The following is a 25,569-nucleotide window of genomic DNA, read 5'->3' on the forward strand; positions in this document are numbered from 1 at the left end:
ACGAGGAAGCGGTGATCCGCGCGTCGGCCGAGGTGACAGGGGCGGTGGGGGAACGCCCTGACGGGGCACGAGGTCCGTCTCATTTGGAGTGCCCGGTACGACGACGGCCCCGGAGCGGTGAGCTCCGGGGCCGTGCGAACCGTCGGACGAGGGCGATCAGGCGCCCTCGGCCGCCAGGTCGTCGTCGTCCATGTCCTTGCCGCCGTTGGCCGGCTTCGGGCCACCGTTCTTGCGGGTGCGGCGCTGCGGGCGCGGCAGCGCGGTGGGCGGCGGGGGAGGCGTGGGCGAGCCGCCGCCGAGGATCAGCTCCGCGAACGTGGCCATCGCCTCGTCCAGCTGACCGCCGATGCGCAGCTCCGACTCCTGGTTCGACTTGCGCACCAACGACTGCAGCGCGTCGGCGTCCGGGCGGGCGCCGACCGTCTCCGCGACCTTGGAGATGCTCGCGTCGACGGTGCCGCCCAGCTCGGAGATGCGGGCCGCGAAGTCGTCCTCGACCTTGTCGAGGCGGTCGGTCATCGTGTCGAGCTTCGAGGTGACGTGCTCCAGGCGGCCCGCCAGGGCCTCCAGGCGGTCGGCGGCGTCGACCTGGTCGCGGGTCTGCTCGATCGCCGCGTACAGGGCGGTGCGGGCCTCGTCCAGCTTGCCGTTGACCGTCTCGCGGCTGTCCGCGACGGCCGCCGCCAGCTCGGCGCGGGTCTCGGCCAGCGACGACGTGAGCGCCTCGCGGGTCTCGGTGACCGAACCGGACAGGACGCCGCGGGTCTCCGCCACGGCGCCGGACAGCTCGGTGCGGGTCTCGGCGAGCGAGGACGCCAGCTCGTTGTGCCGGTCGGTGACCGCGGAGACCAGCTCGGCGCGGCTGTCGGCGACGGCGGCGGCCAGCTCGGCACGGGCGGCGGCGAGGGCGTCGCGCTGCTCGTCGGCACGGCCGTGGACGCCGGAGAACGAGTCGGCGAGGATCTTCTGCAGCGCCTCGCGGGTGCCGTCGAGGTGCTCGTGCACGCCCTCGTCGACCTCGTCGAGACGGCCGCGCAGCGCGGCCTCCAGCGCCTCGATGCGCTCGCGCAGCGGGGAGGTCACCGCGCCCGGGATCGCGTCGACCTTGCCGTCCTGCTTGTCCAGGTGGCCGTCGAGGTCGTCGATGCGCTTGTGGATGCTCGCGAGCTTGTCCTCGAGACCGTCCATGCGGCCCGCGACACCCTCGAAGCGGCCGGCGACGCCGTCGAGACGGCCGTCGAGCTGCGCGAACGGCTTGGCGAGCTTGTCGACCAGCGCGTCGACCGCGCGGCCGATGCCGGCGACGGCGTTGTCCTGGGCCTCCAGCTTGGCGAGGGCCTCGTCCAGGCGCTCCGCGAGGACGCTGACCTCAGTGCGGTCCGGCAGCTCCGACAGGCGCTTGCGGACCGAACCCAGCGACTCCAGAGGCGACATCCGGGCGTGGATCTCGTCCAGCGCGTCGAAGATCTGCTGCTGCTCGCTCTCACGGATCTCCGCGGCGCGCGTGAGCATGTTGCGCATCCGATCGAAGGACATCGTGGAGTTGTTGTTCTCTGTCACGGCTGAGCGCCTTCGTCCAGGGGAGGGGGAGACCCCGGGAGCCTATCCGCGTCGCGGGGCGGCTCTGTAACGCCCCCGAGAGATTTCAGGCGTGCGTGGACGGCGGACTGACCCGTTCAGGCTAGATCGCTGGGCTGAACGCCGAGCTGTCGGCCGGGAGTGTCCCGCGGCGACTGATGATGTTCCTACCTTGGGGTGACTCAAGCCGCCTCGCGGTTGCAGAAAGTTGCCCATCACGGATCGGCAACGACGGTGCGACCGCTCCTGATCATAGCGTTGACAAGATCGTTTCGTCGTGGCAAGGGGCGGCGTGTCGGCTGGAGTAACGTGTAGCAATGTCCACGCCGCTTACCTTGGAGACCATCCGCAGCGCGCCGAAGGTGCTGCTGCACGACCACCTCGACGGTGGCCTCCGCCCGCAGACGGTGATCGAACTCGCCGATGCCTCCGGCTACCAGGGCCTGCCCACCACCGACGCGGGCGTCCTCGGCGGCTGGTTCCGCGACAACGCCAACTCCGGCTCGCTCGTGCGCTACCTGGAGGGTTTCGCGCACACCTGCGGGGTCATGCAGGACGAGGCCGCGCTGGTGCGCGTCGCCGCGGAGGCCGTCGAGGACCTCGCCGCGGACGGCGTCGTCTACGCCGAGATCCGCTACGCGCCCGAGCTGAACACCGCCAAGGGCCTCGCGCTGGAGCAGGTCGTCGAGGCCGTCCAGGAGGGCTTCCGGCTCGGCGAGCGGCGGGCCGCCGCGGCCGGGCACCGGATCCGCGTCGGCACCCTGCTGTGCGCCATGCGCCAGAACGAGGGCTGGCTGCGCATCGCGGAGCTCGCCGTCCGCTACCGCGACCTCGGTGTCGCCGGGTTCGACATCGCCGGTCCGGAAGCGGGCTTCCCGCCCAGCAAGGGCCGTGACACGTTCGAGTACCTGCGGCAGCAGAACGCGCACTTCACCATCCACGCCGGTGAGGCGTTCGGCCTGCCGTCGATCTGGGAGGCCATCCAGCACTGCGGCGCCGAGCGCCTCGGCCACGGCGTGCGGATCGCCGACGACATCAAGGTGTCCGAGGCCGACGGCACGGCCGAGCTGGGCCGCCTGGCCGCGTACGTCCGCGACCGCCGCATCCCGCTGGAGATGTGCCCGACGTCGAACCTGCAGACGGGTGCCGCGCCGACCCTCGCCGACCACCCGATCGGGCTGCTCGCGAAGCTGCGGTTCCGCGTCACGGTCAACACGGACAACCGGCTGATGAGCGACTGCTCGCTGTCGAGCGAGTTCGCCGCGCTGGCGGAGACGTTCGGCTACGGCTGGGCGGACCTGCGGTGGTTCACGATCAACGCGATGAAGTCGGCGTTCCTCGGGTTCGACGAGCGGCTGGCGATCATCGACGAGGTGATCAAGCCGGGGTACGCGGCGCTCTCCGCGTGACCGGTTCTCGTTCCGGTCCTGCGCGACAGCTCGCCGACAGCTTCCCCTGGAAGGGTGGGCGGTGCCGTCGCCACGGCCTGAAAGAGGGATCACATGCGTTCTGAGCTGACCGCGGGTGGGCTCGCCGTCCTCGCCGCGCTGGCGTTCGCCCTGCCCGCGAACGCCGCGGGTGAGGGCATCGCGCTCTACAGCGGTGCGAACCTGTCCGGCGAGAAGGTCCTGGTCGACCTCGCGCACGGCGAGTGCGTGAACCTGGAGGCACCCGCGCTGTCGGGGGTCAACATCGCGGCCGCCGACCTGGAGGTCTTCTTCAACGCCGACTGCGTGAAGGGGCTGCCCGGCCGTCCGAGCGACATCCACTACGTGCTCGGCAGCCTGCACCAGGCCGACTTCCCGTTCCCCGCGGTGAGCTACCGGTTGCGTTAGCCGCGTAACGCGGGGGCCCTACGTTTCCCTGGAGGAAACGTGGGGCCCCCGCGTTACTTCCCGCAAGCGGGCGGGCGGTCAGTTGCTGTGGAGCCGGTCCTCGAACGCCGCCTGCAGCGTGCGGAACGCGGCCACCTCGGCGTCGTACGGCGCGGACGGCGCGAGACGCGTCGGGTCCGGCGCGACGACGAACGACACGAGCCAGCCCAGCGACTCGGAGGTGGCGAGCGCCTCCTTCACCGACTCGTCGCCCGCCCACTCGGCCGCGTCCTCGAACAGCTCGACGGCGAGGTCGAGCTGCTGCGGGTCGAGGGCGTCGGGGCCGTCCGCCATGTCCTCGGCGATGCCGGTCAGCACGTAGACGTTCTCGTCGTCCACGTCGACGTCCAGCTCACCCGCGGTGGCCTTGACCTTGACGTCGTTCCACGTCTCGACCTCGGCCAGGTCGTGCTCGTCGTTCTCGGCGACGAAGCGGCTGAGCGCGCGCGGCGAGGAGAACGCCTCGATCTTGCCGCGGCGGCCCAGGAACACCGGGTCGTCGCCGAGGTAGCAGCGCAGCGTGTAGAACTCGCCGGCCGACGTGATGATCTTGATGGGGTCGATGCCCGCCTCGGCCCAGAAGCCGGTGGGCGCGGCCTTCTCCTCATCGGTCTCGTCGTCGGAGCCGGCGTCGTCGACCGTGGCCGCGGCGGCGGTCTCCGCCTCCAGCGCGGCCAGCTCCTCCTGCGCGACGGCGAGCTGCTTCTCCGGCACCTCCGGGGTGTTCACGACGCTGTCGATCGCGTCGAGCACCTCGTCCCACTTCTCGGAGACGACCTCGGACATCGCGTCCCACAGCTTGGCGCCGTCACGGCCGCTGAACGGCAGCGTGCCCTGCGGCAGCAGCGAGAAGCCCTCCGCCGCGTCGAGCACCTCGTGGACCTTCTCCAGGTCGCAGACGTCCGCGAGGGCGCGCACGATCGCGATGACGTCGGCGAGCTCGCCGATCGTCCAGGTGTCCGGGTCCTCGGCGATCAGCTCGGGCACGCCGACGAGGTCGAACTGGTGGTTGTCGTCGGGGGAGAGGTCCGCGACGCCCAGCGTCGGCACGAGCGGCCACGCGGGGTGGTCGGTCAGGTCGTGCTCTTCGGCGGTGCGCACGAACGCGGCGAGATGCGCGGCATCGGGGAAGACGAACAGGTCCTCCTCGTCCCCGAGGAACGCCTCCCACTCCTCGCCCTTCTCGCGCCAGCGGGGTGCCCACAGCGTGACCACGTCACCCTGCGTCAGCCCCAGCTCGATGGGGACGATGTCCTGTGCCATCCCGACCTCCCGGTCACGCCTGCCTGATGCCGTGGGCGAGCCTAACGGTGCTGATCACCGCAGCCACAGGCGGTTCTCGAAGAAGGCGTCCTCGTCGAGGTCGTCCGGCAGCGGCGCCCGCCGCTCGCGCCCCGGCGGTGCCTGCTCAGCAGGGGGTTCCCCGGTCACGACGGGGTTCCACGTCGCGCGGAACGGCGAGTCGCCCGCGATCGATTCGACATCGATCGCCAAGCCGTCGCCGAGAGCCAGCGCCATCCGGTTGAAGCTCCTCTGCACGGCCGCGTCCGTCGCGAGCCGCACGGTCTCGGTGACGACCTGCCCCACGGCTTGCGCACCCTGGGTGAGCAGGGCGGGGTGCAGGTGCAGTGCCCTGATCTCGCCCCGCGGCGACGCCGTGACGGTGCACAGCCCGTTCGGGTGCTCGACGGTCTCGGCGATGGTCTTCAGCTCGCGCCGCAGCTGCTCGGTGGCCCGCAGGCGGTCCTCGTTCACGGCCGCCACCCCTGCTCGTCGTCGTCGCGGCTGAGCTCGAAGCCCAGCGCCGTCAGCTCCCGCGCGTCGACCACGCGGGACAGCGTCTGGTGCAGCCTGCTGTTCGCGTCGCGCCGGGCCTTCTCCGCGACGCGCATGATCTCGGCGGCCAGCCCGTGCGGGCCCATCCGCAACGAGGAAGGGCTCACGGTGATCTGACTGGGCGCGCCGCCGGGCGTGGCGACGACCGTCACGGCTCCGTCCGGCGAGGACGCCCGTCCCGTCACGGGACCGCTGCGCGTCACGTGCTCCGACACGGCCTGCTCGACTTCGCGCACCTTCCGAGCGGCGCGCTCGACCTCGTCGTCCACCCGATCACCCCCTGGTCCGAACAGTGTGCCGCAAGTTCCCGGCGGGGACCGGGTTGGTGGAAGCTGGCCGGGTGACGAACCCGAGCGATGTCGTGCTGGCGCTGCTGCGCGCCACCGAGACCCTGGACGCGACCGAGACCGCCCGGCACCTGGCGAACGACGTGGTGTGGCAGAACGTGCCCTTCCCCGCCGCGCGCGGGCGCAAGACCGCGACCCGGCACCTGGCGCTGATGAACAGGGCGGTCACCGGGGTCGAGGTCCGCGTCCACCACATCGCGGCGAACGGGAACGTCGTGCTGACCCAGCGCACGGACACCGTCCGGCGCGGCGGGTTCGAGGCGTCGTTCTGGGTGTGCGGCACGTTCGTCGTCCGCGACGGCGAGGTCGTGCTGTGGCGGGACCACTACGACCACGCGTACGTCGCCTTCGCCTTCCTGAAGGGGTTGGTCAAGGTCGGGTTCCGGGCGCTGCGCGCCAAGCTCGCTCAGCCCGTCGGCCGGTAGAAGCCGTAGAAGGACATCCCGGAGTTGCTGGTGCGGATCGGCTGCACCTGCACCGGGTCGCCCGCCTCGACCATCTGCCCGTTGCCGATGACCATCGCCACGTGCCCGTCCCACACCACCAGGTCGCCGGGCAGCAGCTGGTCCGCCGGCACCGACGCGCCCATCGCCTGCGAGGAGGCGGGGCGCGGGATGTCGAAGCCCGCGCCCGCGTACGCCCACTGCGTGAGGCCGGAGCAGTCGGTGCCCTGGGGCGGGTTCGCGCCACCCCAGACGTACGGGGTGCCCAGCGCGGACAACGCGTTGCGCACGGCCATCGCCGCGATCTCGTTCGGTGCCTCGGCGCTGCTGCCGTCGGGCAGGTTCACGCCGACGCCGTCGCCGGGCTGGGGTGGAATCGCGACGGGCAGCCGGGGGCCTGAACCGCCGCCGCCTCCACCGCCGCCGCCCCCACCTCCACCGCCGCCTCCGCCACCACCGGAGCCGCCGCCTCCACCGCCCGAACCGCCGCCACTGCCGGTGCTGGGGCCGGGGTCCTGCTTGGTGGCCGGGGTGTCGACGGCGCTCGACGTCATGGTGGTGCCCTCGTCACCGCCGAGCGGCTCGCCGAGCTTCTCCAGCGCGCCGGTGTCCGGCGTGCGCATCCCGGAGAGCTGCCCGGCGAGCTGGGTCAGCTGGTCGCGCACCTTCTGCAGCTCCGCGGACGTCCTGCTCTGGTAGCCGGAGGCCATCCCGGCGAGCTCGGCCATCGCGTCCAGCACCGCGCCGGGACCGGCGAACTTCGACGCGGCGACCGCGGCCTGCAGCTTCGGCGTGGCCTTCGCGACGAACTCGTCGATCAGCCCCTGGATCGCGGTGCGCCCGCCCGTCACGGCGGACACGCCGGACGCCGCCACGGACTTGAGGGTGGAGGCGTTGGCGGACAACAGGTTCGCGGCCGAGGCGAACGCGGAGACGCGGCCGGTGAAGGCGTTGGCCTTGTCGCCGGACCACGTGTTCAGCACGGCGGTCGACGCCGAACCGTGCCGGGAGGCGAGGTCCGTCAGCGCGGTCTGGGCCCGCCCGAACGCGTCACCTGCCCGCGTGGCGCTGCCGGTGTCGCCGTCGAGCTTGGCGAGGTTCTCCTTCATGGGAGCCAGGAACTGGCCGAGCATGCCCTCCACGCTCATGCGTCGGCCGCCTTCCGCAGCGAGGCCCGGTGCGCGTCCTCCTGGGCGGTGTACGCCTCCCGCGCCTTCACCACGGCCGTGCCGAGCCCGGAGAGCCCGGTGGCCGCGGCCTTCAGCGCGTCGAGCTGAGCCTGTGCGGCGGCCTGGAACGCGGCGCCGAGACCGGCCTCCTCACCGATCTTGCCGAAGCAGTCGGCGGGAAGGGAGGTGGTGCCGTTCAACGCGCCGGTGCCGACCGCGCCCACCTCGCCCGCCAGGCCGCTCGCCGCGGACGCGTACCCGGTCAGTGCGTCGAGGTCGACTCTGAGACCTTGTTCCGCCATTCGAAGCTCTTCCCCCAGTTGTGACGTCTTCTCCCCGATCCTGCCCCGATGAGCGGTACCTCGCCCGCCGTTCGGCCAAGATCATGGGACCGTGGGTGTGATCGAGCACTGGAACCGGATCCTGGCCTGGCTGGCGGAGCACGCTCCCGCCACCCGTGCCGTGCTGCGTCCGAGGTTCGACGCGCTGCCGGAGCTCAGGGTTCCGGCCGAGCTGCAGGCGTGGTGGAGCGTCTACGGCGGCACGGAGGAGGGGCTGTACGCCGAGATCCTGCCGCCGTTCTACACGCCGCTGGGCGCCGACCGGGCGTTCATCCTGAGGGACACCCACACGAGCAGGGCGGCCGACTCCTCGGAGGCGGGCTCGCCGACGAGCTGGTTCCACCCGGCCTGGCTGCCGATCGCGTTCGACGGCACGGGCGACGTGCTCGCGGTCGACCTGCGGCCCGGCGAGCTGCGCGGCTGCGTCGTCGAGTGGGACCAGGAGCGCGCCAAGATGGTGAAGCCGGAGTTCGCGTCGCTCACCGAGATGTTCGACAAGGTGGCGACGGCGCTGGAGACTCGCGGCGCGGTCGGCCACTGCTACCCCGAGGTGAACTCGGCGGAGGAGCTGCACTGGCGCACCAGCTGAGGGGTCAGCGGACTCCGGTCAGCGGCTGCGGCACGGCCACCGTCGTCACGCGGTCGTACGCCTTCACCGCGGCCAGCGCGGTGAGCCAGCCGAGCGCGGTGCCGGTGGTGTTGGCGACCAGGTCGTCGACGTCGAAGATCCGGTTGGCCCACAGCAGCTGCGCGCCCTCGATCGCCAGCGAGACGCCGAACCCGGCCAGCGCGGCCTGACCGGCCGTCCGGCGGCCCCAGCACAGCAGCATCACGCCGAGCGGCACGAACAGCAGCACGTTCAGCGTCATCTGGTCGAACGCGATCCGGCCGTCGCGGAAGGTGTCGGCGACCCACTGGAACGGGACGAGCTGCACGGACTGGCGCGGCGCAATCGTCTGAATCGGCAGGAAAGTCGCCGCGAACAACATGCTCGCGTACCCGGTGACGGCGGCGCCGCGAAACGTCAGCCGGCCGAACATCAGTTGCGGGAGCAGGAGAACGACCGAGATGAGAATGCCCCACTGAATGCTCGCGAGCTGTGCGTTCGTCATGATTCACAAACTATGGAAATGGCCCTCCGCGCACATCGCGCTGAGGGCCAGTCCCGTTCTCGTTCTTACGGCCGAGGGCTACTCCGCCGCGTAGTCCCGCGGGCTGATGCCACGTAGTACCGGCCCGCACGCCAGGGCCGCCACGAGCGCGACCACGACGCCGACGCCCACCGGGGCCACCACCCACGGGGTGATCGGCGACTCGCCGTGGCCCAGCAGTCCGCGTGCGACCGCGAGCAGTCCGAGACCCACGGCGACGCCCGCACCGCACGCCGCCACCGTGACGGCGAACACCGGGATCATCACTTCCCGGCGCAATGCGCGGGTGAGCACGCGAATGGGCGTTCCGGCCGCGATCAGTGCCGCGAAAGTGCGCCTGCGGTCGATCACCGATCCCGCCGCCGCGACCGCCGCACCGATTCCGCCCAGCACCGCCGCGATCGAAAGCCCGATGACCGTGGCGCGTTCCAGGTCGGCCAGCAGGGTGTCGCCGTAGAGGTCGAGCTGTTCGCCGTCGACGAGGGTCACGCCGGGCAGGGAACCGATCAGCGCGGTGTGCACGACCTCGCGGTTCTCGGGCGTCGTCGGCACCCCGACCATCGACACCGCGCCGGCGGCCGCGGGCAGCAGCTCCCGGTCGATGACCGCGGACACCCTGCCGTCGCCGTGGAAGGGCCGCGTCTCGTACTGCCCGGGAAGCGCGGTCTCGACGTCCATCGACTCGAACGTGGTGCCCGGCAGCGGGCCCCGCGAGTACACGGCGGGACCCGGCAGGCAGGTCAGGCCGTTCATCACCTTCGCCACCTCCTCGCACTTGCCCACGACGACGGACGCGCCCCCGTTCCCGTCCCCGACCTGGCCTTCGAGCATGGCGACGATCGGTGCGGAGGTCACGAGCCGCAGCCGGGTGAGGTCGTGCCCGACCCGTTCCGCCACGATCGCGTCCTCCCGCCACGTCGAGTCGCGGAACGGGATCTGGCTCTCCAGCCCGGGCAGCATGGTGAGCGCCATCGACCCGGTGAAGACCGCGATCACCACGCCCGCCGAGCCGCGGAACGCCGCCGCCGGGTTGCCGGCCAGCCGCCGTCCCGCGAGCAGCGTCGACGGGCCGCGCCACCGGCCGACGAAGAACCTGCCGACCCACGACGTGACCACCGGCCCGGCGACGACCAGGGCGAGCGCCACCGCGCCGAGCCCGAGCAGCACGACGGTGAACTGGTTGTCGCCGCGCATCTGCCCCGCCGTCGTGACGCCGAGGAAGAACACGCCGAGCCCACCGGCGATCGTGAGCAGCCGCCACGGCCGCACGCGGCGGCTCTGCTCGGCCGCGAGCGGCCGGTCCACCACGCGCCGCAGGCCCAGGACCGCGGCGCCGACGACCAGCACGGGCGCGAGCACCGCCACCGTCGCCACGACCGCGGGGGAGGGCACGAAGTCACCGGGGAACCAGGTCCCGCCGTCCCACGGGACGGTGGCGGTGAGATGGCTGAACGGCCGGGCCAGCAGCACGCCCAGGACGCTGCCCGCCACGGCGCCGATCGCGGTCTCCACGGCGGTCATCACGACGACCTGGCGCGGGCTGGCACCCGCCAGCCGCAACGCGGCGAGACGTCGTTCCCGCTTCGCCGCCGTCAGCCGGGCGGCCGAGGCGACGAGCACCAGGCACGGTACGACCAGCACCACCAGCCCCACGCGGGTGAGCAGCGTGAGCATCGCGTCGTAGTCGTTGTAGTAGGCGCCGGTGCCGCCCCGCAGGTCGGACGCGGGATAGCCGTCGGGGACCTCCTCGCGGCCGACGATCGCGACGAGCTCGCCGGGGAACTTCAGCGCCTGCTGCCCGAGCTCGGCGAGCCGCGTGCCGGGGAACCGGTCGCCGAGCTTCTCCGGCGGGTTGTCCCGCACCAGCTCCGCGAGAGCGGGGGACAGCAGCACCTCGCCGGGGCCGGGGAACCGGGCGATGCCGTCGGCCACCGCCACGTCGCCGGGCCGGGTGCGGGCCACGTCGAACCGCTGGATGAGCTCGCCCTGGTAGGAGTCCAGGGTCGCGGCGACGGAGATGGCGGCGGTGCCCTGCCCGCCGTACACGTCGCGCCACAGCGTCCGCTCGGACCGGGCCTGCAGGCCGTTGGGCGCGGCGACCAGCCACAGCACCAGTGACACGGCGATCATCACGCCGAGCGTGACGAGGACGGTGGCGACCTGGCTGCGCCGGTCCCTGCGCAGCACCGCGAGTGCGATCCTCACGCCCGCACCCCGGCCGCGACGCGCCCGTCCCGGATCTCGACGACGCGGGGCGCCCGGTCCGCGATGGCCTTGTCGTGCGTGACGATCACGACGGCCGCACCGGTCTCCCTCGCCGCCTGCAGCAGGACCGTCATCATGTCCTGGCCGGTGCGGGTGTCGAGGGCGCCGGTCGGCTCGTCGGCGAAGATCACTCGCGGCCGGTGCGCGAGGGCCCGCGCGATGGCGACGCGTTGCGCCTGACCGCCGGACAGCTCACCGGGCCGCCGCTTCTCCATGCCCTGCAGCCCGAGGCGGGCGAGCCACTGCCGCGCCGCGCCGAGCGCCTGCTCGCGCGAACCGCCGCCGAGCAGCATCGGCAGCGCCGCGTTCTCCTCGGCCGTCAGCTCGGCGACGAGCATGCCCGACTGGAAGACGAACCCGAACGCCGTGCGCCGCAACGCGCTGCGGCCGGTCTCGGTCAGCTCGCCGATGGAGCTGCCGTCGAGGAAGACGTCGCCGCCGTCGGCGCGCAGGATGCCCGAGAGCACGTGCAGCAGGGTGGTCTTGCCGGAGCCGGACGGACCCACGACCGCGAGCACGTCCCCCGGGAAGATGTCGATGTCCACGCCGGCGAGCGCGTGCACGTCCCCGTAGGTCTTGAGCAGGCCACGAGCGGCCAGAACCGGATGCATGCCGATGACGGTGCCGTGGCGGCGCGGCGAAAACCTCATCCTTGACGACACACCGGATCAGCCGGATGACCGAGGCCGGACCGGCTCCGGGGTCATACCGTTGTCTCTCGTGGACAGTCATCGGGGCCAATGGCCGATCGCGGGTGTGCTGGCGCTGATGATGGCAGCCGAGCTCATCATCATGGACCCGCTGAGCAGGGGCGACGCGCTCGCCTGGTTGCTCACCGTGCCGGTGAGCATCGCGGCCGTCATGGCGTTCAAGTCGCGCGCCTTCGCCGTGCCGGTCGCCGTGGTGTCGATCCTCTTGACGTCGTTCGTGGACGGCCGGCACGGCGCCTACCTGCCCGCGGTCCTGAGCCCGCTGTCGATCGCGGAGACCGCCGCGTGCCTCGTGCTCACGGCCGTCGTGGTGCGCGAGGAGCCACGCCGCACCGCCACGTGGTCGGTGGCCTGCCTCGCGGGGGCCAGCCTGTTCGCGGCGATCGTGCGCGATCAGTTCATCGCCGTCTACAACATCAATTCGATGTTCGGCTCGCTGGTGCTGGGCTTCTCGGCCGTCGGCACCGGCCTGTACCTGCGCGCCCGTGACACCGAGAGCGGCCGTCTGCTCGCCGCCGCGGTCACCGACGCGCAGAAGGAGGAGCGCATCGCGCTGGCCCGCGAGCTGCACGACGTCGTCGCCCACCACGTGACCGGAATGCTCGTGCAGGCCCAGGCGGCACTGGAGGTCTCCGACGACGACCCGCGGGCGGCGCACCGGCTGCTGCCCGGCATCGTCCGGTCGGGCACGGAGGCGCTGGGCGCGATGCGGCGCCTCGTCGGCACGCTCCGGCAGGGCGAGCACGACGTCGCCACGACCGACCTCGCCGCCGACGTCATCTCGGCCGTCGAACGCACGCGCGAGCTCGGCATCGAGACCAGGCTGCGCATCGACCTGCCCGACGACGTGCCGCCGGAGCTCGGCCGCTCGGTGCTGCGCCTGGTCCAGGAGTCGCTGACCAACGTGCACAAGCACGCCGAGAACCCCACGTTGATCGACGTGGACATCTCCCGGACGGAGAACAACGCGGTGCGCGTGCTCGTCGCCGACAACGGCCGCCCGCACGAGCTGAACCAGGGCGGCTACGGTCTGGTGGGAATGCGCGAGCGGGTGGACCTGCTCGGCGGCCTCTTCTCGGCGGGTCCCCGTGAGCACGGGTGGCAGGTGCTCGCCGAGCTACCGCTGGAAGGGAAGAAGTGATCTCGGTCCTCATCGCCGACGACCAGGAGATGGTCCGCATCGGCTTCCGGATGATCCTGGAGAAGCAGCCCGACATCACCGTCGTGGCGGACGTGCCGGACGGCGTCTCGGCCGTGACCGCGGCCCGCGAGCACAAGCCGGACGTGGCGCTGCTCGACATCCGCATGCCGGGCCTCGACGGGCTGGAGGTCACAAAGAAGCTCTCCGGCTCGACCAAGGTCGTCGTGGTGACCACGTTCGACCTGGACGAGTACGTGCACACGGCGCTGGAGAACGGCGCGTCCGGGTTCCTCACCAAGGACGCCGGTCCGGCGCTGCTCGTCGAGGCCGTGCGGGCGGCGGCGCAGGGCAACGCGCTGATCTCGCCGCAGGTGACCGTGCGGATGCTGGAGCACTTCTCCCGGCCCGCGCAACGCCCCGACCTGGGGCTGCTCACGGCGCGGGAGCAGGACGTCGTGCGGGAGGTGGCGCGCGGGCTCACCAACCAGGAGATCGCGTCGGCGCTGTTCCTGTCGCTGTCGACGGTGAAGACGCACATCGCGTCCGTGCAGGCGAAGCTCAACGTGCGCAACCGCGTCGGCATCGCCTCGTGGGCGTGGCGCGCGGGCCTGGTCAACTCGTGAGCGGGGAGTTCCCCGGCTCGATCGGCAAGGTCGCGACCCGCGCCCTGGCCGAGCACGGCCACACGACGTTCGACTCGCTGACGAAGGTATCCGCGAAGGAGCTGCTGAAGATCCACGGCGTGGGCCCGAAGGCCGTCAGGATCCTCGGCGAGGAGCTGGCGGCGCAGGGGAAGTCCTACGCCGCCGAGTGACCTCCGTCAGACGCCCATCGGGTGCCAGACCGTCTTCGTCTCCAGGTAGGCGCGGATGCGCGACAGGTCGGGCGTGACGGAGAAGTCCTCGCTCGCCTTGTTCCGCAGCACGCGCTTCACCGTGCCCGCCGCGGACCGCTGAAGGTCGGCGCGGATCGACTCCGGCGCACCGGTGAGGTCGAGCGCGTTCACGTCGGCGTGCGACGCGAGCCACGGCGCGATCTCCGCGGTGCGGCCGGTGATGATGTTGACGACGCCGCCGGGCACGTCGCTCGTGGCGAGCACCTCGGACAGCGTGATCGCGGGCAGCGGCCTGTCCTGCGAGGTGATGACCACGGCCGTGTTGCCGCTCGCGATCACCGGCGCGATCACCGACACCAGGCCCAGCAACGACGACTGCTGCGGCGCGAGCACCGCGACGACCCCCGTCGGTTCCGGCGTGGAGAACGAGAAGTACGGCCCGGCGACGGGGTTCGACGACCCCAGCACGGCCGCGATCTTGTCCGTCCAGCCCGCGTACCAGACCCACCGGTCGATCGCGGTGTCCACGAGGGACTGCGCCTTCTTCAGCGCCACGCCCTCCGACGCCGCGACCTCGGTCGCGAACTGCTCGCGGCGGCCCTCCAGCACCTCGGCCACCCGGTACAGGACCTGGCCGCGGTTGTAGGCCGTGGCGCCGGACCAGCCGGGGAACGCCTTGCGCGCGGCGGCGACCGCGTCACGGGCGTCCTTGCGCGAGCCCTGCGCCGCGTTGGCGAGGAAGGCGCCCTTCGAGTCGGTCACCGGGTAGCTGCGGCCGGACTCCGACCGCGGGAACTTGCCACCGATGTAGAGCTTGTAGGTCTTCGCGACCGTGACGCGATCAGACATCGAGGTAAGCCTCCAGACCGGTGCGGCCGCCTTCACGGCCGAAGCCCGACTCCTGGTACCCGCCGAACGGCGCGGTCGGGTCGAAGCGGTTGAACGTGTTGGACCACACCACGCCGGCGCGCATCCGCTGCGCCATCCAGAGGATGCGCGAGCCCTTCTCGGTCCAGATGCCCGCGGACAGGCCGTACGGCGTGTTGTTCGCCTTGGCCACGGCCTCCTCCGGCGTGCGGAACGTCAGCACGGACAGCACCGGGCCGAAGATCTCCTCACGGGCGATGCGCATCGCCTGCGACACGTTGGAGAACACCGTGGGCGCGAAGAAGAAACCCTTGTCCGGCAACGGGCACGACGACGTCCAGCGCTGTGCGCCCTCGGCCTCGCCCGACTCGGTCAGCTCCTTGATCTTGGCGAGCTGCTCGCGCGAGTTGATCGCGCCGACGTCGGTGTTCTTGTCCAGCGGGTCGCCGACGCGCAGCGTCGACACGCGGGCGTGCAGCTTCTCCAGCAGCTCGTCGGCGATCGACTCCTGCACCAGCAGCCGCGAGCCCGCGCAGCAGACGTGGCCCTGGTTGAAGAAGATGCCGTTGACGATGCCCTCGACGGCCTGGTCGAGCGGGGCGTCGTCGAACACGATGTTCGCGGCCTTGCCGCCCAGCTCCAGCGTGAGCTTCTTGTCCGTGCCCGCGAGCTGTCCCTGGATGATCTTGCCGACGTCGGTCGAGCCGGTGAAGGCGACCTTGTTCACGTCCTCGTGCCCGACCAGCGCCGCGCCGACGTCACCGGCGCCGGGGATGATGTTCACGACACCCGGCGGCAGGTCGCACTGCGCGATGATGTCGGCCAGCACCAGCGCCGTGAGCGGCGTCGTCTCGGCGGGCTTGAGCACCACCGTGTTGCCGCACGCGAGGGCGGGCGCGATCTTCCACGCGGCCATCAGCAGCGGGAAGTTCCACGGGATCACCTGGCCGGCGACGCCCAGCGGCTTCGGGTCGGGCCCGTAGCCCGCGTGGTCGAGCTTGTCCGCCCAGCCCGCGTGGTAGAAGAAGTGCGAGGCGGCCGTCGGCACGTCGACGTCGCGCGACTCCTTGATGGGCTTGCCGTTGTCGAGCGTCTCCAGCACCGCGAGCTCACGGCCGCGTTCCTGGATCTGCCGCGCGATCCGGTAGATGTACTTGGCGCGCTCGCTGCCCGGCATCTTCGACCACACGCGGTCGTAGGCCCTGCGGGCCGCCTTCACGGCGGTGTCCACATCGGACTGCGAAGCCGTGGAGACCTCCGCGAGCACCTCTTCGGTGGCGGGGTTGACGGTCTTGAGCGGCTCGCCGGAGCCCTCGACGAACTGGCCGTCGACGAACATCCGGTAGTTCGGCCTGAGGTTCGCGATGTCCCGCGACTCGGGCGCGGGGGCGTATTCCCACATGTCTTCAGTCCACCGTCACGTAGTCCGGGCCGCTGTAGTGGCCGTCCAACTGGGTCCGCCGCTGCATGAGCAGGTCGTTCAGCAACGTCGACGCGCCGAACCGGAAGAGGTGCGGGTCGAGCCACTCGGGCCCGGCCACCTCGTTCACGGCCACCAGGAACTTGATCGCGTCCTTGGTCGTGCGGATGCCGCCGGCGGGCTTCACCCCGCGCAGCTCGCCGGTCTGGGACTTCCAGTCCCGCACCGCCTGCAGCATCACGTGCGTCACCGGCAGCGTCGCGGCGGGCTGCACCTTGCCGGTCGAGGTCTTGATGAAGTCGCCACCGGCCAGCAGCGCGAGCCACGACGCGCGGCGCACGTTGTCGTAGGTCACCAGCTCGCCGGTCTCCAGGATGACCTTGAGGTGCGCGTCCCCGCAGGCTTGTTTGACCTGCGCGATCTCCTCGAAGACCTGCCCGTACCGCCCGGACAGGAACGCGCCGCGGTCGATCACCATGTCGACCTCGGAAGCGCCCTGCTCCACGGCGAACCGGGTGTCGGCGAGCTTGATGTCGAGCGTGCTGCGCCCGCTGGGGAACGCCGTCGCGACGCTGGCGACGTTGATGCCCGTGCCCACCAGCTCGTCCGCGGCCGTCTTCACCATGTCGGGGTAGACGCACACCGCGGCGACCTTCGGCACGTCCGGCCGCTCGGGGTCGGGCCTGCGCGCCTTGGCGGCGAGGCCGCGCACCTTGCCGGGGGTGTCGGCGCCTTCGAGGGTGGTGAGGTCCACCATGCTGATCGCCAGGTCGATGGCGTGCAGCTTGGCGGCCTTCTTGATGCTCCGCGTGCCGAGGCCCGCGGCTCGTTGCTCGACGCCGACCTGGTCGACGCCGGGGAGCCCGTGCAGGAAACGCCGCAGCGACGATTCGTCGCGCACGGCGTCAGCCAGGGCCGACGGCAGTGTCGTTGGAGCAGCCATGCGTGCGAGTCTAAGCGGAATGGGACGGCCGTCCTAAGTGAGACGGTTTCCGCAGCTCAGACCTTGTGCGCGCACGCTGCGCCGGTCACTCCAGCAGCTCGCGCAGCAGGCCCTTCTTTTTCTTCTTCGGCCCCTTCACCTCGACCCCGCCCATGATGGCGAGCCCGGTGATCCGCACGGTCGGCGCGCCGGGGATGTGCGGGCGGCTGGGCACCCGGTCCTCGAAGGCGCCCATGAACCCGAACCCGTCGACGCTCACGTTGATGTCCTCGGGCACCCGGATCTCCACGCCGCCCCAGAACGCGAAGCAGCTGATGGTGACCTCCTGCTCGGCGAACCGGGCGTGCGTGAGGTCGATCTCGACGCCGCCCATGACCGCGACGGCGTTGTGCGTGCGGGGGACGACCCACTGGCCCTTGCGGTTGACGCCGGACCAGAAGGCGACGGAGACGGCACTGCCGGGCGTGCCGCCGACGCGCGGGCTCGCCACCGGGTGCTGCTGCGCCGTCATGGCCGTCATCTGGGGCTGCTGCACGCCGCTCAGCACCAGGTCGGCGGTGATCGGGGCCAGCTCGCCGTAGGTCTTGGCGGCGTAGACGGCGGCGAGGCGTTCGTCCAGCTCGTGGATGTCCAGGCGGCCCTCCGCCGTCGCCTGGTGCAGCACCTGCGCGATCCGTTCCCGATCGGCGTCGGAGGCGCGCAGGTTGCTCTGGTCAGCCGGTACCAGCTCGTCGCTCACCCGAACGAGTCTAGTAGGGCTATTTCCTGTTCGGTGCGTACTTGACCGTGATCGCGAGGGCCGCGAGCAGGACGAGCGCTATCGCGCAGGCGAGGGCCGGGCTGTAGGTCCACGTGAGCGGCAGCACGCCGATGACCACGGCGAGTGGCGCCGACACCGCCAGGATGACCAGGGGTGACTCCACCCACTGAGTAGCGTGTTTCTGCTTGATCGTCACCGCACACCTCCGCGTCCGCACCTGCTACGAGACACTTCGGTGCCGGAACGCCCGTTCCGCATTCCCGGAACGGGTTGCGGAGGTCCTGGATCGGGTGGTGACGGACCGTTCCCGGCTCAGGCGGCCGGTTGCCGCGGCGGCAGACCCGCCGCCCGGTAGGCCGCGTCCACCACCGTCATGGTGCGCACGGCGTCGTCGGCGGTGGTCGGGAACGGCTTGCCGTGCAGGACCGCGGCGGTGAACGCGTCGAGCTGGTAGGCGTAGGTCGAGCGGCGGCCGAACGTCTCGGTCGTGCTCCTGTCCTTGAGCCGCAACGACAAGCGGTGCAGCAACTGCGGGCCGAGCGGGTTGAACACGCTGAGCCTGCCGTTCTCGCCGATGGCCTTCAGGGACAGCTTGAGCACCGCCGACGACCACAGCGACGCGTGCACGGAACCCGTGTGGCCCGAGGGGAAGCGCAGCGACGCGCGCATCGCCCGGTCGATCGACGGACCGCGCAGCAACGCCCGTGCCGAGCGCACTTCGGGTTCCTCGCCACCGAGCAGGCGGACCATGTGCACGGCGTAGCAGCCCGCGTCCATCATCGCGCCGCCGGCGAGCCCGTAGTCGTAGCGGATGTCGGAGAACACCGGCAGCGGGAAGCAGACAGACGCCTCCACGTGCCGCAGCGGGCCCAGCACGCCGGACCGGACGATCTCGTCCACGCGCACCGCCAGCGGGTGGTAGCGGTAGTGGAACGCCTCCATGACGACGAGGCCCGACGCGTTCGCGGCCGCGGCGACCTCGGCGGCCTCGGTCGCGTTGGCGGTGAAGGGTTTCTCGCACAGCACGTGCTTGCCCGCCGCCAGCGCGGCGAGCGTCCACCTGCCGTGCAGGCCGTTGGGCAGCGGGTTGTAGACGGCGTCCACGGCCGGGTCGGCGAGCAGGTCCTCGTACGAGCCGTGCACGCGGGCGATGCCGTGCTTGTCCGCGAACTCCTGGGCGCGGGACGCGGACCGCGCGGCGACGGCCACGACCTCGGCGACGGTCGACGACCGGGCGGGCCTGATGACGGCGGCCGGTGTGATCTTGGCGGCGCCGAGCACCCCGATGCGCACGTGGTCTGCCATCCGGCTGACCCTACACGCGTGGTTAACGCCGTTCACTCCGCCAGAACGGTCATCCCGGCCGCGTCCACTCAGGACGGCGCGCTCCGTCGCGGCGCCCACCGGTTCTCCCAGCCGTTACCGTGTCCGGCATGGACGTCCTGGTCGTCGATCACCCGCTCGCCAAGGCGAGACTCACCACCATGCGCGACGCGCGCACGGACAACGCCGCCTTCCGCGCGGCGTTGCAGGAACTCACCGTGATGCTGGTCTACGAGGCCATGCGCGAGGCCCCGCTGCGGGAGGACCGCACGCACACGCCGGTCGCCCGCACCACCGGCCACCGGCTGGCGAACCCGCCGCTGCTCGTGCCGGTGCTGCGCGCCGGTCTGGGCATGGCCGACCAGGCGCACAAGCTGATCCCGGACGCCCAGATGGGGTTCGTGGGGCTCGCGCGCGACGAGGAGACGTTGCAGCCGACGCCGTACATGGAGTCGCTGCCGGAGGACCTCGCCGGACGGCCGGTGCTGGTGCTCGACCCGATGCTCGCGACGGGCGGGTCGATGGCCTACACGATCCGGCTGCTGACCCAGCGCGGCGCGACCGACGTGACGGCGGTGTGCGTGCTCGCGGCGCCGGAGGGCATCAACCACCTGGAGGACTCGAAGCTCCCGGTCCGCCTCGTCACGGCGTCGGTCGACGAGCGGCTCAACGACTCCGGCTTCATCGTCCCCGGACTGGGTGACGCCGGTGACCGTCTGTACGGGGCGGTTTAGGACATACCTCCGATCGGCCGTAGCAATGGTCTAGACCTCAGCTCTATCGTGCTGTGGACCAGACCACCGCTGCCGCGACCGACTTAGGAGAACCATGTCCGGACGGAGATGGGGTGTCGCCGCCCTGGCGGTCGGCGCCCTGTCAGCGTCGCTGGCCGTCGTGCCCGCGAACGCCGACGCCGAGACCAAGGGCCACCACGGTTTCTCGAAGACCCGCACCGTCGGGTACTTCATCCAGTGGGGCGTGTACGGCCGGGACTTCCGGGTCAAGAACCTCGTGGACAGCGGGGCCGCCGCGCGGCTCACGCACCTCAACTACGCCTTCGGTTTCCTCGACGAGTCCGGCAAGTGCGTCAGCGCCGACCCGTGGGCCGACTGGCAGATGCCCTACACGGCCGAGCAGTCCGTGAGCGGCAAGGCCGACGAGCCGGGCCAGGTGCTGATGGGCAACCTGAACCAGCTCAAGCAGCTGAAGGCCCGCTACCCCAAGCTGAAGGTCAACATCTCGCTGGGCGGCTGGACCGGTTCGCGGTACTTCTCCAACGCCGCGCTGACGCCCGAGTCGCGCGCAGCGCACGTCAAGTCGTGCACCGACATGTGGATCAAGGGCAACCTGCCCGGTCTGCCGGAGGGCGCCGCGAAGGGCGTCTTCGACGGTATCGACCTCGACTGGGAATGGCCCGGCAGCAACGGCAACATGGAACCGCCCAACGTGGTGCGCCCCGAGGACAAGCGGAACTTCACCAAGCTGCTCGCCGAGTACCGGCGGCAGATGGGCTGGAACCGCGACCTGACCGCGTTCCTGCCGGCCGACCCCAAGCAGGTCGACGCGGGCTTCGAGGTCGCGAAGGTGTTCACCTACCTCACCTTCGGCACCCTGCAGGGCTACGACTACCACGGCGCGTGGGACCCGGAGGCCAACCAGCAGTCCGCGCTGCGCGTGCCCAAGGGCGACCCGGCACAGTTCGAGTTCAGCTCCGAGGTGACCGTCAACGCGTGGCTGCGCCGCGGCGCCCCGCGCTCGAAGGCCGTGCTCGGCGTCCCGTTCTACGGCCGTGGCTGGACCGGCGTCGCACCGGGCAAGCGCCACGGCCTGTTCGGCACCGGCACGCCCGCGCCCGCCACCTACGAAGCGGGCTACGAGGACTTCAAGGTCATCAAGACCAAGCTCGCCGACAAGAAGTTCAAGATTCATCGCGACGAACGCGCGGGCTTCGCGTGGATCTACGACGGCACGACGTGGTGGACCTACGACGACGCCACCGAGATGAAGCGCAAGGCGCGCTTCATCAACGACAACCGGCTGGGTGGCGCCATGATCTGGTCGCTCGACGGTGACACCGCCGACGGCGAGCTGGTCAAGGCGCTCGCCAAAGCCCTCAAGTGAACGATCCTGCAAGTGAGGCCGCACAGGTAGACGAACTGTCCTAACAGGACAGTTCAGCGGGTCCGGGGAGGTTTCGCGGCGGCCGCCTCCCCGGATTCCGTTGTCCTCGCGAGCCATCCGCGGCCGTGCGCGCGCAGCGCCAGCTCGTACGTGGTGGCCGCGTCCACGCCGCGAGGCAGGTTCCCGTTGAGCTCCAGGCTCACCAGGCCGTGCGCGATGCCCCACATCGACATCGCGATCAGCTCCGGGTCCTCGCCGCGGAACACGCCGGTCTCGATCGCCCGCCGCACCGCGTCCCGCACCGGCGCGAACGTCCGCCCGGCGGCGCGGCTCATCTCCTTCGTCGGCGCGACGACCTTCGCGTAGAGCACCGAGTAGAACTGCGGGTCCGCGAGCGCGCTGCGCCGGTACGCGAGCCCGATCTGGACGAGGTCCTCCGCCGGGTCGCCGGTGGCCGGAACAGCGGCCAGGTAGGTGCCGAACCTCGTGAACGCCTCGTCGTAGAGAGCCTCGAGAAGTGCCGGTTTCCCGCCGAAGAGCGAGTAGACGGCTGTGGTCGAGGTGTTGACGTCCGTCGCGATCCTGCGCAGGCTGACTGCGGCGGGACCCTCGGTGCTGAGGAGCTCGCCCGCCCGTTCGAGCAGACGCCGCCGCAGCGCGTCGTCGTGCGTCCTGGGCCTGGGCATCGGGCAATCCTAACGGGCACTGGCCTCCGTGGTATCACATTGGTACCGTGGTGCGAATGGCGATGACGTTGCGGTTGACCGAAGAGGAGAACCAGCGCCTCGCTGAACTGGCGCAGGCCGAAGGCCGGTCCAAGCAGGAGGTCGTGCGCCTGGCGATCGCGGAGCGTTACCGGCGGATGCAGCAGGAAGAGCAGCTCGGAGAGGTCTTGGGGAGAGTGCTGCCCAAGTACCGAGGTCTTTTGGATAGGCTCGGATCCTCCTGAAACTGTCGTACCTCTCTGATCAACTGGGTGCTGTGATCTCCTACCTCGACGCCGGGGACCTGTTGGTGCTGGCCACGGCCGTGACCGGCGGCGACCTCGTCGTCCGGGACATCGGCCTGCTCGACACCGCGGCGTACCGCCCGCGCGCCACCGTCCTCGGCGTGGAGGCGTACAACACGCTGTGGCTGAAGTCCTCCGCGCTGCTCGACTCCATCGTCCGGACGCGCCCGTTGGTGGAGGGAAACTGGCGTCTCGGCTGGGTCGCCGCGGTCACGATGTGCGACATCAACGGCTACTGGATCGACGCCGAGGAGGACGACGCGCTCGACCTCGTCCGCTCGCTCGGCCGCGACAAGATCGACGTGGCCGAGATGGCCGGCCACCTGGAGGCGTGGGGGCTGCCGAAGGATTCCGCTTGACCTGGAGTGCACTCCAGGTCATAGCGTCGAGTCGTGAGTTACTCGATAGCCCAAGCCGCGCAGCGCAGTGGGTTGTCCATCGACACCTTGCGCTACTACGAACGAATCGGGCTCGTCGACCCGCCCGCACGGGACTCGGGTGGCCGCCGGACCTACTCCGAGGAGGACCTCGGCTGGCTGGCCTTCGTGACGCGCCTGCGCACGACCGGCATGCCGATCCGCATGATGCGCGAGTTCGCGCAGCTCAGACACCGCGGTGACGTGTCGGCGGGCCGCCGCAGGCAGATCCTCGTCGAGCACCGCGCCGACGTCCGCGCCCGCATCGCGGAGCTGCAGCAGTGCCTCGAGGTGCTCGACTACAAGATCGACTACTACGAGGTGGTCGAGCGGGACCTCGAAGCGACCGCCTAGGACCGGACGCTGTTCTGCACTCTGCCGGAATCCAGCATTGGGGACGTCGACGTGGAACGGAAGAAGATCGGTGAGCTGGAGGTCGGGGCACAGGGCCTCGGCTGCATGGGGATGTCGGAGTTCTACGGCGCCGGCGACGACGCCGAGTCGGTCGCGGTCATCCACCGCGCGCTGGAGCTCGGCGTCACCCTGATCGACACGGCCGACATCTACGGCCCGCACGTCAACGAGGAACTGGTGGGCCGCGCCATCGCGGACCGCCGTGACTCCGTGGTGCTGGCGACGAAGTTCGGCATCGTGCGCCACGAGGACGGCAGCCGCGCGATCCGCGGCGACCGCGCCTACGTGCGGTCGTCGGTCGAGGCGTCGCTGCGCAGGCTGGGAACCGACGTGATCGACCTGTACTACCTGCACCGCGTCCCGGCCGACACGCCGATCGAGGAGACCGTGGGCGCGATGGCCGAGCTGGTCGCCGAGGGCAAGGTGCGGCACCTCGGCCTGTCCGAGGCGGGCGCGGCGACGCTGCGCAGGGCGCACGCCGTCCACCCGATCACGGCGTTGCAGAGCGAGTGGTCGCTGTGGACGCGCGAGCTGGAGGCCGAGATCGTGCCGGCGGCCCGCGAGCTGGGCATCGGGATCGTGCCGTACTCGCCGCTCGGCCGCGGCGTGCTGACCGGCCGCTTCGCCTCCTCCGCCGACTTCGCCGACGGCGACTTCCGCGCCGCCAACCCGCGGTTCTTCGGGCCCAACCTCGACGCGAACCTGAAGATGGTCGCCGAGCTGCGCGCCCTGGCCGAGGCCCGCGGCGTCACGGCCGGGCAGCTCGCCCTGGCGTGGGTACAGCACCGCGGCGACGACGTCGTGCCGATCCCGGGCACGAAGCGGATGAAGTACCTGGAGGAGAACGTGGCGGCGGCCTCGCTCACGCTGTCCGCCGACGACCTGGCCGCGATCGAGGCCGCCGTCCCGGCGTCCGCGGTGGCCGGAGACCGCTACCCGGACATGAGCGCGGTGGCCCGCTAGAACACCTGTTCGAATTCATCCCCAGGGTTGTCCACAGGGTGGGGACAGAGAGCTGTGGACAACTCCGAAGATCATGTGGACAACTGGGCCGCGACGGTGGCGCCGAGCTCCCAGCACGCCTCCAGGTCCGCCTTCGCAGGCTCACCCGTGACGACCACGTGAGGGGCCGCCTTCTCCCAGCCCAACCCGGTCGTGGCGGTCTCCACGCTGCGCACCGCACCAGTCGTGTCATTGTTGCCGTGCACGTACAAACCGAACGGACGGCCACGCGTCGAGTCGAGACACGGGTAGTACACGGTGTCGAAGAAATGCTTCAGCGCGCCGCTCATGTACCCGAGGTTCGCGGGCGTCCCGAGCAGGAATCCGTCGGCTTGGAGGGTGTCCACAGCGGTTGTGGACAACGCGGCTCTCCGCACCACCTCGACGCCCTCGATCTCGGGCGTCGTGGCGCCCGCGACGACGGCCTCGAACATCGCCTGGAGGGCGGGCGACGGCGTGTGGTGCACAATCAACAACCTGGACACGCGACACAGCGTCGTGGACCACGGCGAATGGCGCAACGGCCGGTAAAGTGGCTGTGGCAAGTGGCCGGCAACGGTCACCTTGTTGCACCGCTGCCTGTCTGGTGACCCGGGGACAGGAGTGAGCCGGCGGTGCGACTTGGGGGCACCACACACTTGCTCGCGATGCGCGAGAACTGAATATGGCTGTACAACGGACGCCCGCTGCGCTCACCGGTGGGCCTATTCGTTGTGGAGTCATCATGTCGCCGTGGTGGGCTGCAGTGGCCCTCGTGGTGCCGAGCCTGTCCGGGTTGGCCTGGCGCTGGTTCGAGCTGCGCTTCCTCCATCGTGTCTACGAACGTGGAGGGGCGAAAGACCTCAAGGTGGCGGCCGAAGCGCTCCGGACGACGCGGTCGCGGACCCTGGCGGAGAAGCTGCGGTCCGGACGGAAAGCCCTTGGGCCCGCCAATGACAAAGGCGAGCAGTGAACGCTGCAACATGACGTCCATGACCCGCGCCTCCTACGACCTCGTCGCCGCCGACTACGCGCGTCTCCTCCCCGGCGCGCACGACGGCCGCCCGCTCGACGCCGCGATCATGCGGGCGTTCGCCGAACTCGCCGAGAGCCCGGTGGGCGACCTCGGCTGCGGCGCCGGGCGCATCACCCGGTACCTGCACGACCTGGGCCTGGAGGCGGTCGGCGTCGACCTCTCAGACGGCATGGTCGCCGAGGCGCGGCGGCTGCACCCGCACCTGGAGTTCGCGCAGGGCGACATCACCGGGCTCGACCTCGCCGACGACAGCCTCGGCAGTGCCGTCGTCTGGTACTCGACGGTCCACATGCCCGCGGAGGAGGTGCCGTGGCGGGAGTTCCACCGGGTGGTGAAACCGGGCGGATACTTGTTGCACGCGTTCAAGCTGGGTAACCGGGTGAGGCACCTCTCGCACGCGTACGGCCACGACGTCGACCTCGACGTGTATTGGCACGACATGGATGTGGTCGTGACCGGCGCGACGGAGGCCGGGTTCAACGAGGTGGCACGCCCGGAGCGTCAGAAGGGTGTGGACGAAGCGGGACCGCAGGCGTTCTTGTTGCTCCGCAAACGGAACCCCGGCGCCTGAAGGACGTCTTTACGGGTG

The 25,569-nt window shown here is 70.9% G+C and carries 32 protein-coding genes; 15 read left to right on the top strand and 17 right to left on the bottom strand.

Features of this window, described 5'->3' with window-relative positions:
- Window positions 1-156: 156 nt before the first annotated feature.
- Window positions 157-1,536 carry a hypothetical protein gene (locus BLT23_RS10005; protein WP_342713652.1) on the bottom strand — a complete coding sequence of 460 codons (1,380 nt, stop codon included), beginning with the start codon at window positions 1,534-1,536 and terminating at the stop codon, window positions 157-159.
- Between the two features lie 359 nt (window positions 1,537-1,895).
- On the opposite strand from BLT23_RS10005, the gene BLT23_RS10010 reads away from it, so the two are divergent.
- Window positions 1,896-2,987 (top strand): adenosine deaminase, encoded by a 1,092-nt coding sequence (locus BLT23_RS10010; RefSeq protein ID WP_090048018.1) that lies wholly within the window; start codon window positions 1,896-1,898, stop codon window positions 2,985-2,987.
- Window positions 2,988-3,080: 93 nt separating this feature from the next.
- Complete coding sequence (locus BLT23_RS10015) at window positions 3,081-3,413, top strand: hypothetical protein (protein WP_090048019.1); 333 nt, start codon at window positions 3,081-3,083, stop codon at window positions 3,411-3,413.
- Between the two features lie 78 nt (window positions 3,414-3,491).
- On the opposite strand, the gene BLT23_RS10020 is transcribed toward BLT23_RS10015, so the two are convergent.
- The 3 genes from BLT23_RS10020 to BLT23_RS10030 are packed head-to-tail and all read right to left on the bottom strand — an operon-like array spanning window position 3,492 to window position 5,557.
- Window positions 3,492-4,715 carry a primosomal protein gene (locus BLT23_RS10020; RefSeq protein ID WP_090048020.1) on the bottom strand — a complete coding sequence of 408 codons (1,224 nt, stop codon included), beginning with the start codon at window positions 4,713-4,715 and terminating at the stop codon, window positions 3,492-3,494.
- 54 nt (window positions 4,716-4,769) lie between these two features.
- Window positions 4,770-5,207, bottom strand: coding sequence for a YbaB/EbfC family nucleoid-associated protein (locus tag BLT23_RS10025; protein ID WP_143035883.1), 438 nt, complete (start codon window positions 5,205-5,207; stop codon window positions 4,770-4,772).
- A complete protein-coding gene (locus BLT23_RS10030) occupies window positions 5,204-5,557 on the bottom strand; it encodes a hypothetical protein (protein ID WP_245743872.1) in 354 nt (117 codons plus the stop codon). The genes BLT23_RS10025 and BLT23_RS10030 overlap by 4 nt, the downstream gene beginning before the upstream one ends.
- Before the next feature lie 71 nt (window positions 5,558-5,628).
- Between BLT23_RS10030 and BLT23_RS10035 the strand changes: the two genes are divergently transcribed.
- Window positions 5,629-6,060, top strand: a complete 432-nt coding sequence (locus tag BLT23_RS10035; protein WP_176946675.1) for a limonene-1,2-epoxide hydrolase family protein — start codon at window positions 5,629-5,631, stop codon at window positions 6,058-6,060.
- Here the strand turns inward: BLT23_RS10035 and BLT23_RS10040 are convergent.
- Together BLT23_RS10040 and BLT23_RS10045 are read right to left on the bottom strand one after the other, a co-directional pair.
- Window positions 6,042-7,226: a C40 family peptidase gene (locus tag BLT23_RS10040; protein ID WP_090048023.1), complete on the bottom strand. Its 1,185-nt coding sequence runs from the start codon at window positions 7,224-7,226 to the stop codon at window positions 6,042-6,044. The genes BLT23_RS10035 and BLT23_RS10040 overlap by 19 nt on opposite strands.
- Window positions 7,223-7,549, bottom strand: coding sequence for a hypothetical protein (locus tag BLT23_RS10045; RefSeq protein WP_090048024.1), 327 nt, complete (start codon window positions 7,547-7,549; stop codon window positions 7,223-7,225). The genes BLT23_RS10040 and BLT23_RS10045 overlap by 4 nt, the downstream gene beginning before the upstream one ends.
- 91 nt (window positions 7,550-7,640) lie before the next feature.
- On the opposite strand from BLT23_RS10045, the gene BLT23_RS10050 reads away from it, so the two are divergent.
- Complete coding sequence (locus BLT23_RS10050; protein ID WP_090048025.1) at window positions 7,641-8,177, top strand: SMI1/KNR4 family protein; 537 nt, start codon at window positions 7,641-7,643, stop codon at window positions 8,175-8,177.
- 4 nt (window positions 8,178-8,181) lie between these two features.
- Here the strand turns inward: BLT23_RS10050 and BLT23_RS10055 are convergent, their stop codons facing one another.
- The 3 genes from BLT23_RS10055 to BLT23_RS10065 form a co-directional block, all read right to left on the bottom strand.
- Window positions 8,182-8,700 (bottom strand): VanZ family protein, encoded by a 519-nt coding sequence (locus tag BLT23_RS10055; protein ID WP_090048026.1) that lies wholly within the window; start codon window positions 8,698-8,700, stop codon window positions 8,182-8,184.
- Window positions 8,701-8,778: 78 nt separating this feature from the next.
- Entirely contained in the window at window positions 8,779-10,944 is a 2,166-nt protein-coding gene (locus tag BLT23_RS10060) for an FtsX-like permease family protein (protein WP_143035884.1), read from the bottom strand.
- Window positions 10,941-11,615 carry an ABC transporter ATP-binding protein gene (locus tag BLT23_RS10065; protein ID WP_245743873.1) on the bottom strand — a complete coding sequence of 225 codons (675 nt, stop codon included), beginning with the start codon at window positions 11,613-11,615 and terminating at the stop codon, window positions 10,941-10,943. The genes BLT23_RS10060 and BLT23_RS10065 overlap by 4 nt, the downstream gene beginning before the upstream one ends.
- A gap of 109 nt (window positions 11,616-11,724) precedes the next feature.
- Between BLT23_RS10065 and BLT23_RS10070 the strand changes: the two genes are divergently transcribed.
- Genes BLT23_RS10070 through BLT23_RS10080 form a run of 3 tightly spaced genes read left to right on the top strand, consistent with a single transcriptional unit; the run spans window position 11,725 to window position 13,669 of the window.
- Entirely contained in the window at window positions 11,725-12,855 is a 1,131-nt protein-coding gene (locus BLT23_RS10070) for a sensor histidine kinase (RefSeq protein WP_176946676.1), read from the top strand.
- On the top strand, window positions 12,852-13,478 hold the full coding sequence (locus tag BLT23_RS10075) for a response regulator (RefSeq protein WP_090048029.1): 627 nt from the start codon (window positions 12,852-12,854) through the stop codon (window positions 13,476-13,478). Before BLT23_RS10070 ends, BLT23_RS10075 begins: the two co-directional genes overlap by 4 nt.
- Window positions 13,475-13,669 (top strand): helix-hairpin-helix domain-containing protein, encoded by a 195-nt coding sequence (locus BLT23_RS10080; RefSeq protein ID WP_090048030.1) that lies wholly within the window; start codon window positions 13,475-13,477, stop codon window positions 13,667-13,669. Before BLT23_RS10075 ends, BLT23_RS10080 begins: the two co-directional genes overlap by 4 nt.
- 6 nt (window positions 13,670-13,675) lie before the next feature.
- On the opposite strand, the gene BLT23_RS10085 is transcribed toward BLT23_RS10080, so the two are convergent.
- From BLT23_RS10085 to BLT23_RS10105, 6 genes are all read right to left on the bottom strand, one after another.
- Window positions 13,676-14,539: an aldehyde dehydrogenase family protein gene (locus BLT23_RS10085; RefSeq protein WP_090048031.1), complete on the bottom strand. Its 864-nt coding sequence runs from the start codon at window positions 14,537-14,539 to the stop codon at window positions 13,676-13,678.
- Window positions 14,532-15,959: an aldehyde dehydrogenase family protein gene (locus BLT23_RS10090; RefSeq protein ID WP_090048032.1), complete on the bottom strand. Its 1,428-nt coding sequence runs from the start codon at window positions 15,957-15,959 to the stop codon at window positions 14,532-14,534. Before BLT23_RS10090 ends, BLT23_RS10085 begins: the two co-directional genes overlap by 8 nt.
- A 4-nt stretch (window positions 15,960-15,963) precedes the next feature.
- A complete protein-coding gene (deoC, locus tag BLT23_RS10095) occupies window positions 15,964-16,920 on the bottom strand; it encodes a deoxyribose-phosphate aldolase (protein WP_090048033.1) in 957 nt (318 codons plus the stop codon).
- Window positions 16,921-17,005: 85 nt separating this feature from the next.
- Window positions 17,006-17,659, bottom strand: a complete 654-nt coding sequence (locus BLT23_RS10100; RefSeq protein WP_090048034.1) for a DUF1707 SHOCT-like domain-containing protein — start codon at window positions 17,657-17,659, stop codon at window positions 17,006-17,008.
- 19 nt (window positions 17,660-17,678) lie between these two features.
- Window positions 17,679-17,843, bottom strand: a complete 165-nt coding sequence (locus tag BLT23_RS40635) for a hypothetical protein (RefSeq protein WP_176946677.1) — start codon at window positions 17,841-17,843, stop codon at window positions 17,679-17,681.
- Window positions 17,844-17,992: 149 nt separating this feature from the next.
- Complete coding sequence (locus tag BLT23_RS10105; protein ID WP_090048035.1) at window positions 17,993-18,985, bottom strand: Gfo/Idh/MocA family protein; 993 nt, start codon at window positions 18,983-18,985, stop codon at window positions 17,993-17,995.
- Window positions 18,986-19,113: 128 nt separating this feature from the next.
- Between BLT23_RS10105 and upp the strand changes: the two genes are divergently transcribed.
- The gene (gene upp / locus BLT23_RS10110; protein WP_090048036.1) at window positions 19,114-19,737 is read left to right on the top strand and encodes a uracil phosphoribosyltransferase; all 624 of its coding nucleotides are present in this window, start codon (window positions 19,114-19,116) and stop codon (window positions 19,735-19,737) included.
- A 94-nt stretch (window positions 19,738-19,831) separates the two neighbouring features.
- A complete protein-coding gene (locus BLT23_RS10115; RefSeq protein WP_090048037.1) occupies window positions 19,832-21,124 on the top strand; it encodes a glycoside hydrolase family 18 protein in 1,293 nt (430 codons plus the stop codon).
- Window positions 21,125-21,177: 53 nt separating this feature from the next.
- Here the strand turns inward: BLT23_RS10115 and BLT23_RS10120 are convergent, their stop codons facing one another.
- A complete protein-coding gene (locus BLT23_RS10120; RefSeq protein ID WP_090048038.1) occupies window positions 21,178-21,810 on the bottom strand; it encodes a TetR/AcrR family transcriptional regulator in 633 nt (210 codons plus the stop codon).
- Window positions 21,811-21,866: 56 nt separating this feature from the next.
- On the opposite strand from BLT23_RS10120, the gene BLT23_RS10125 reads away from it, so the two are divergent.
- The 4 genes from BLT23_RS10125 to BLT23_RS10140 all read left to right on the top strand — a co-directional run bounded on the left by BLT23_RS10125 (window position 21,867) and on the right by BLT23_RS10140 (window position 23,926).
- Window positions 21,867-22,073 (top strand): type II toxin-antitoxin system VapB family antitoxin, encoded by a 207-nt coding sequence (locus tag BLT23_RS10125; protein WP_090048039.1) that lies wholly within the window; start codon window positions 21,867-21,869, stop codon window positions 22,071-22,073.
- Between the two features lie 32 nt (window positions 22,074-22,105).
- Window positions 22,106-22,492, top strand: a complete 387-nt coding sequence (locus BLT23_RS10130; RefSeq protein ID WP_090048040.1) for a type II toxin-antitoxin system death-on-curing family toxin — start codon at window positions 22,106-22,108, stop codon at window positions 22,490-22,492.
- Window positions 22,493-22,525: 33 nt separating this feature from the next.
- Window positions 22,526-22,903 carry a MerR family transcriptional regulator gene (locus tag BLT23_RS10135; protein WP_090048041.1) on the top strand — a complete coding sequence of 126 codons (378 nt, stop codon included), beginning with the start codon at window positions 22,526-22,528 and terminating at the stop codon, window positions 22,901-22,903.
- Between the two features lie 105 nt (window positions 22,904-23,008).
- Entirely contained in the window at window positions 23,009-23,926 is a 918-nt protein-coding gene (locus BLT23_RS10140; protein ID WP_090048542.1) for an aldo/keto reductase, read from the top strand.
- Between the two features lie 71 nt (window positions 23,927-23,997).
- On the opposite strand, the gene BLT23_RS10145 is transcribed toward BLT23_RS10140, so the two are convergent.
- Window positions 23,998-24,450, bottom strand: a complete 453-nt coding sequence (locus BLT23_RS10145; protein ID WP_090048042.1) for a flavodoxin family protein — start codon at window positions 24,448-24,450, stop codon at window positions 23,998-24,000.
- Window positions 24,451-24,710: 260 nt separating this feature from the next.
- Between BLT23_RS10145 and BLT23_RS10150 the strand changes: the two genes are divergently transcribed.
- Both BLT23_RS10150 and BLT23_RS10155 read left to right on the top strand, forming a co-directional pair.
- Window positions 24,711-24,917, top strand: coding sequence for a hypothetical protein (locus BLT23_RS10150; protein ID WP_090048043.1), 207 nt, complete (start codon window positions 24,711-24,713; stop codon window positions 24,915-24,917).
- Between the two features lie 19 nt (window positions 24,918-24,936).
- Window positions 24,937-25,551, top strand: a complete 615-nt coding sequence (locus tag BLT23_RS10155; protein ID WP_245743874.1) for a class I SAM-dependent methyltransferase — start codon at window positions 24,937-24,939, stop codon at window positions 25,549-25,551.
- Window positions 25,552-25,569: the final 18 nt, after the last annotated feature.

Origin of the sequence: Lentzea fradiae (assembly GCF_900100955.1) — a bacterium.
GTDB lineage: Bacteria > Actinomycetota > Actinomycetes > Mycobacteriales > Pseudonocardiaceae > Lentzea > Lentzea fradiae.

Bases quoted from the DNA above. Each gene is read 5' to 3' on its own strand.
- BLT23_RS10005 (WP_342713652.1), bottom strand. From the start codon at position 1,536: ATGTCCTTCGATCGGATGCGCAACATGCTCACGCGCGCCGCGGAGATC.
- BLT23_RS10010 (WP_090048018.1), top strand. From the start codon at position 1,896: ATGTCCACGCCGCTTACCTTGGAGACCATCCGCAGCGCGCCGAAGGTG.
- BLT23_RS10015 (WP_090048019.1), top strand. From the start codon at position 3,081: ATGCGTTCTGAGCTGACCGCGGGTGGGCTCGCCGTCCTCGCCGCGCTG.
- BLT23_RS10020 (WP_090048020.1), bottom strand. From the start codon at position 4,715: ATGGCACAGGACATCGTCCCCATCGAGCTGGGGCTGACGCAGGGTGAC.
- BLT23_RS10040 (WP_090048023.1), bottom strand. From the start codon at position 7,226: ATGAGCGTGGAGGGCATGCTCGGCCAGTTCCTGGCTCCCATGAAGGAG.
- BLT23_RS10045 (WP_090048024.1), bottom strand. From the start codon at position 7,549: ATGGCGGAACAAGGTCTCAGAGTCGACCTCGACGCACTGACCGGGTAC.
- BLT23_RS10055 (WP_090048026.1), bottom strand. From the start codon at position 8,700: ATGACGAACGCACAGCTCGCGAGCATTCAGTGGGGCATTCTCATCTCG.
- BLT23_RS10065 (WP_245743873.1), bottom strand. From the start codon at position 11,615: ATGCATCCGGTTCTGGCCGCTCGTGGCCTGCTCAAGACCTACGGGGAC.
- BLT23_RS10085 (WP_090048031.1), bottom strand. From the start codon at position 14,539: ATGTCTGATCGCGTCACGGTCGCGAAGACCTACAAGCTCTACATCGGT.
- BLT23_RS10090 (WP_090048032.1), bottom strand. From the start codon at position 15,959: ATGTGGGAATACGCCCCCGCGCCCGAGTCGCGGGACATCGCGAACCTC.
- deoC (WP_090048033.1), bottom strand. From the start codon at position 16,920: ATGGCTGCTCCAACGACACTGCCGTCGGCCCTGGCTGACGCCGTGCGC.
- BLT23_RS10105 (WP_090048035.1), bottom strand. From the start codon at position 18,985: ATGGCAGACCACGTGCGCATCGGGGTGCTCGGCGCCGCCAAGATCACA.
- upp (WP_090048036.1), top strand. From the start codon at position 19,114: ATGGACGTCCTGGTCGTCGATCACCCGCTCGCCAAGGCGAGACTCACC.
- BLT23_RS10115 (WP_090048037.1), top strand. From the start codon at position 19,832: ATGTCCGGACGGAGATGGGGTGTCGCCGCCCTGGCGGTCGGCGCCCTG.
- BLT23_RS10120 (WP_090048038.1), bottom strand. From the start codon at position 21,810: ATGCCCAGGCCCAGGACGCACGACGACGCGCTGCGGCGGCGTCTGCTC.
- BLT23_RS10125 (WP_090048039.1), top strand. From the start codon at position 21,867: ATGGCGATGACGTTGCGGTTGACCGAAGAGGAGAACCAGCGCCTCGCT.
- BLT23_RS10140 (WP_090048542.1), top strand. From the start codon at position 23,009: ATGGGGATGTCGGAGTTCTACGGCGCCGGCGACGACGCCGAGTCGGTC.
- BLT23_RS10155 (WP_245743874.1), top strand. From the start codon at position 24,937: ATGACCCGCGCCTCCTACGACCTCGTCGCCGCCGACTACGCGCGTCTC.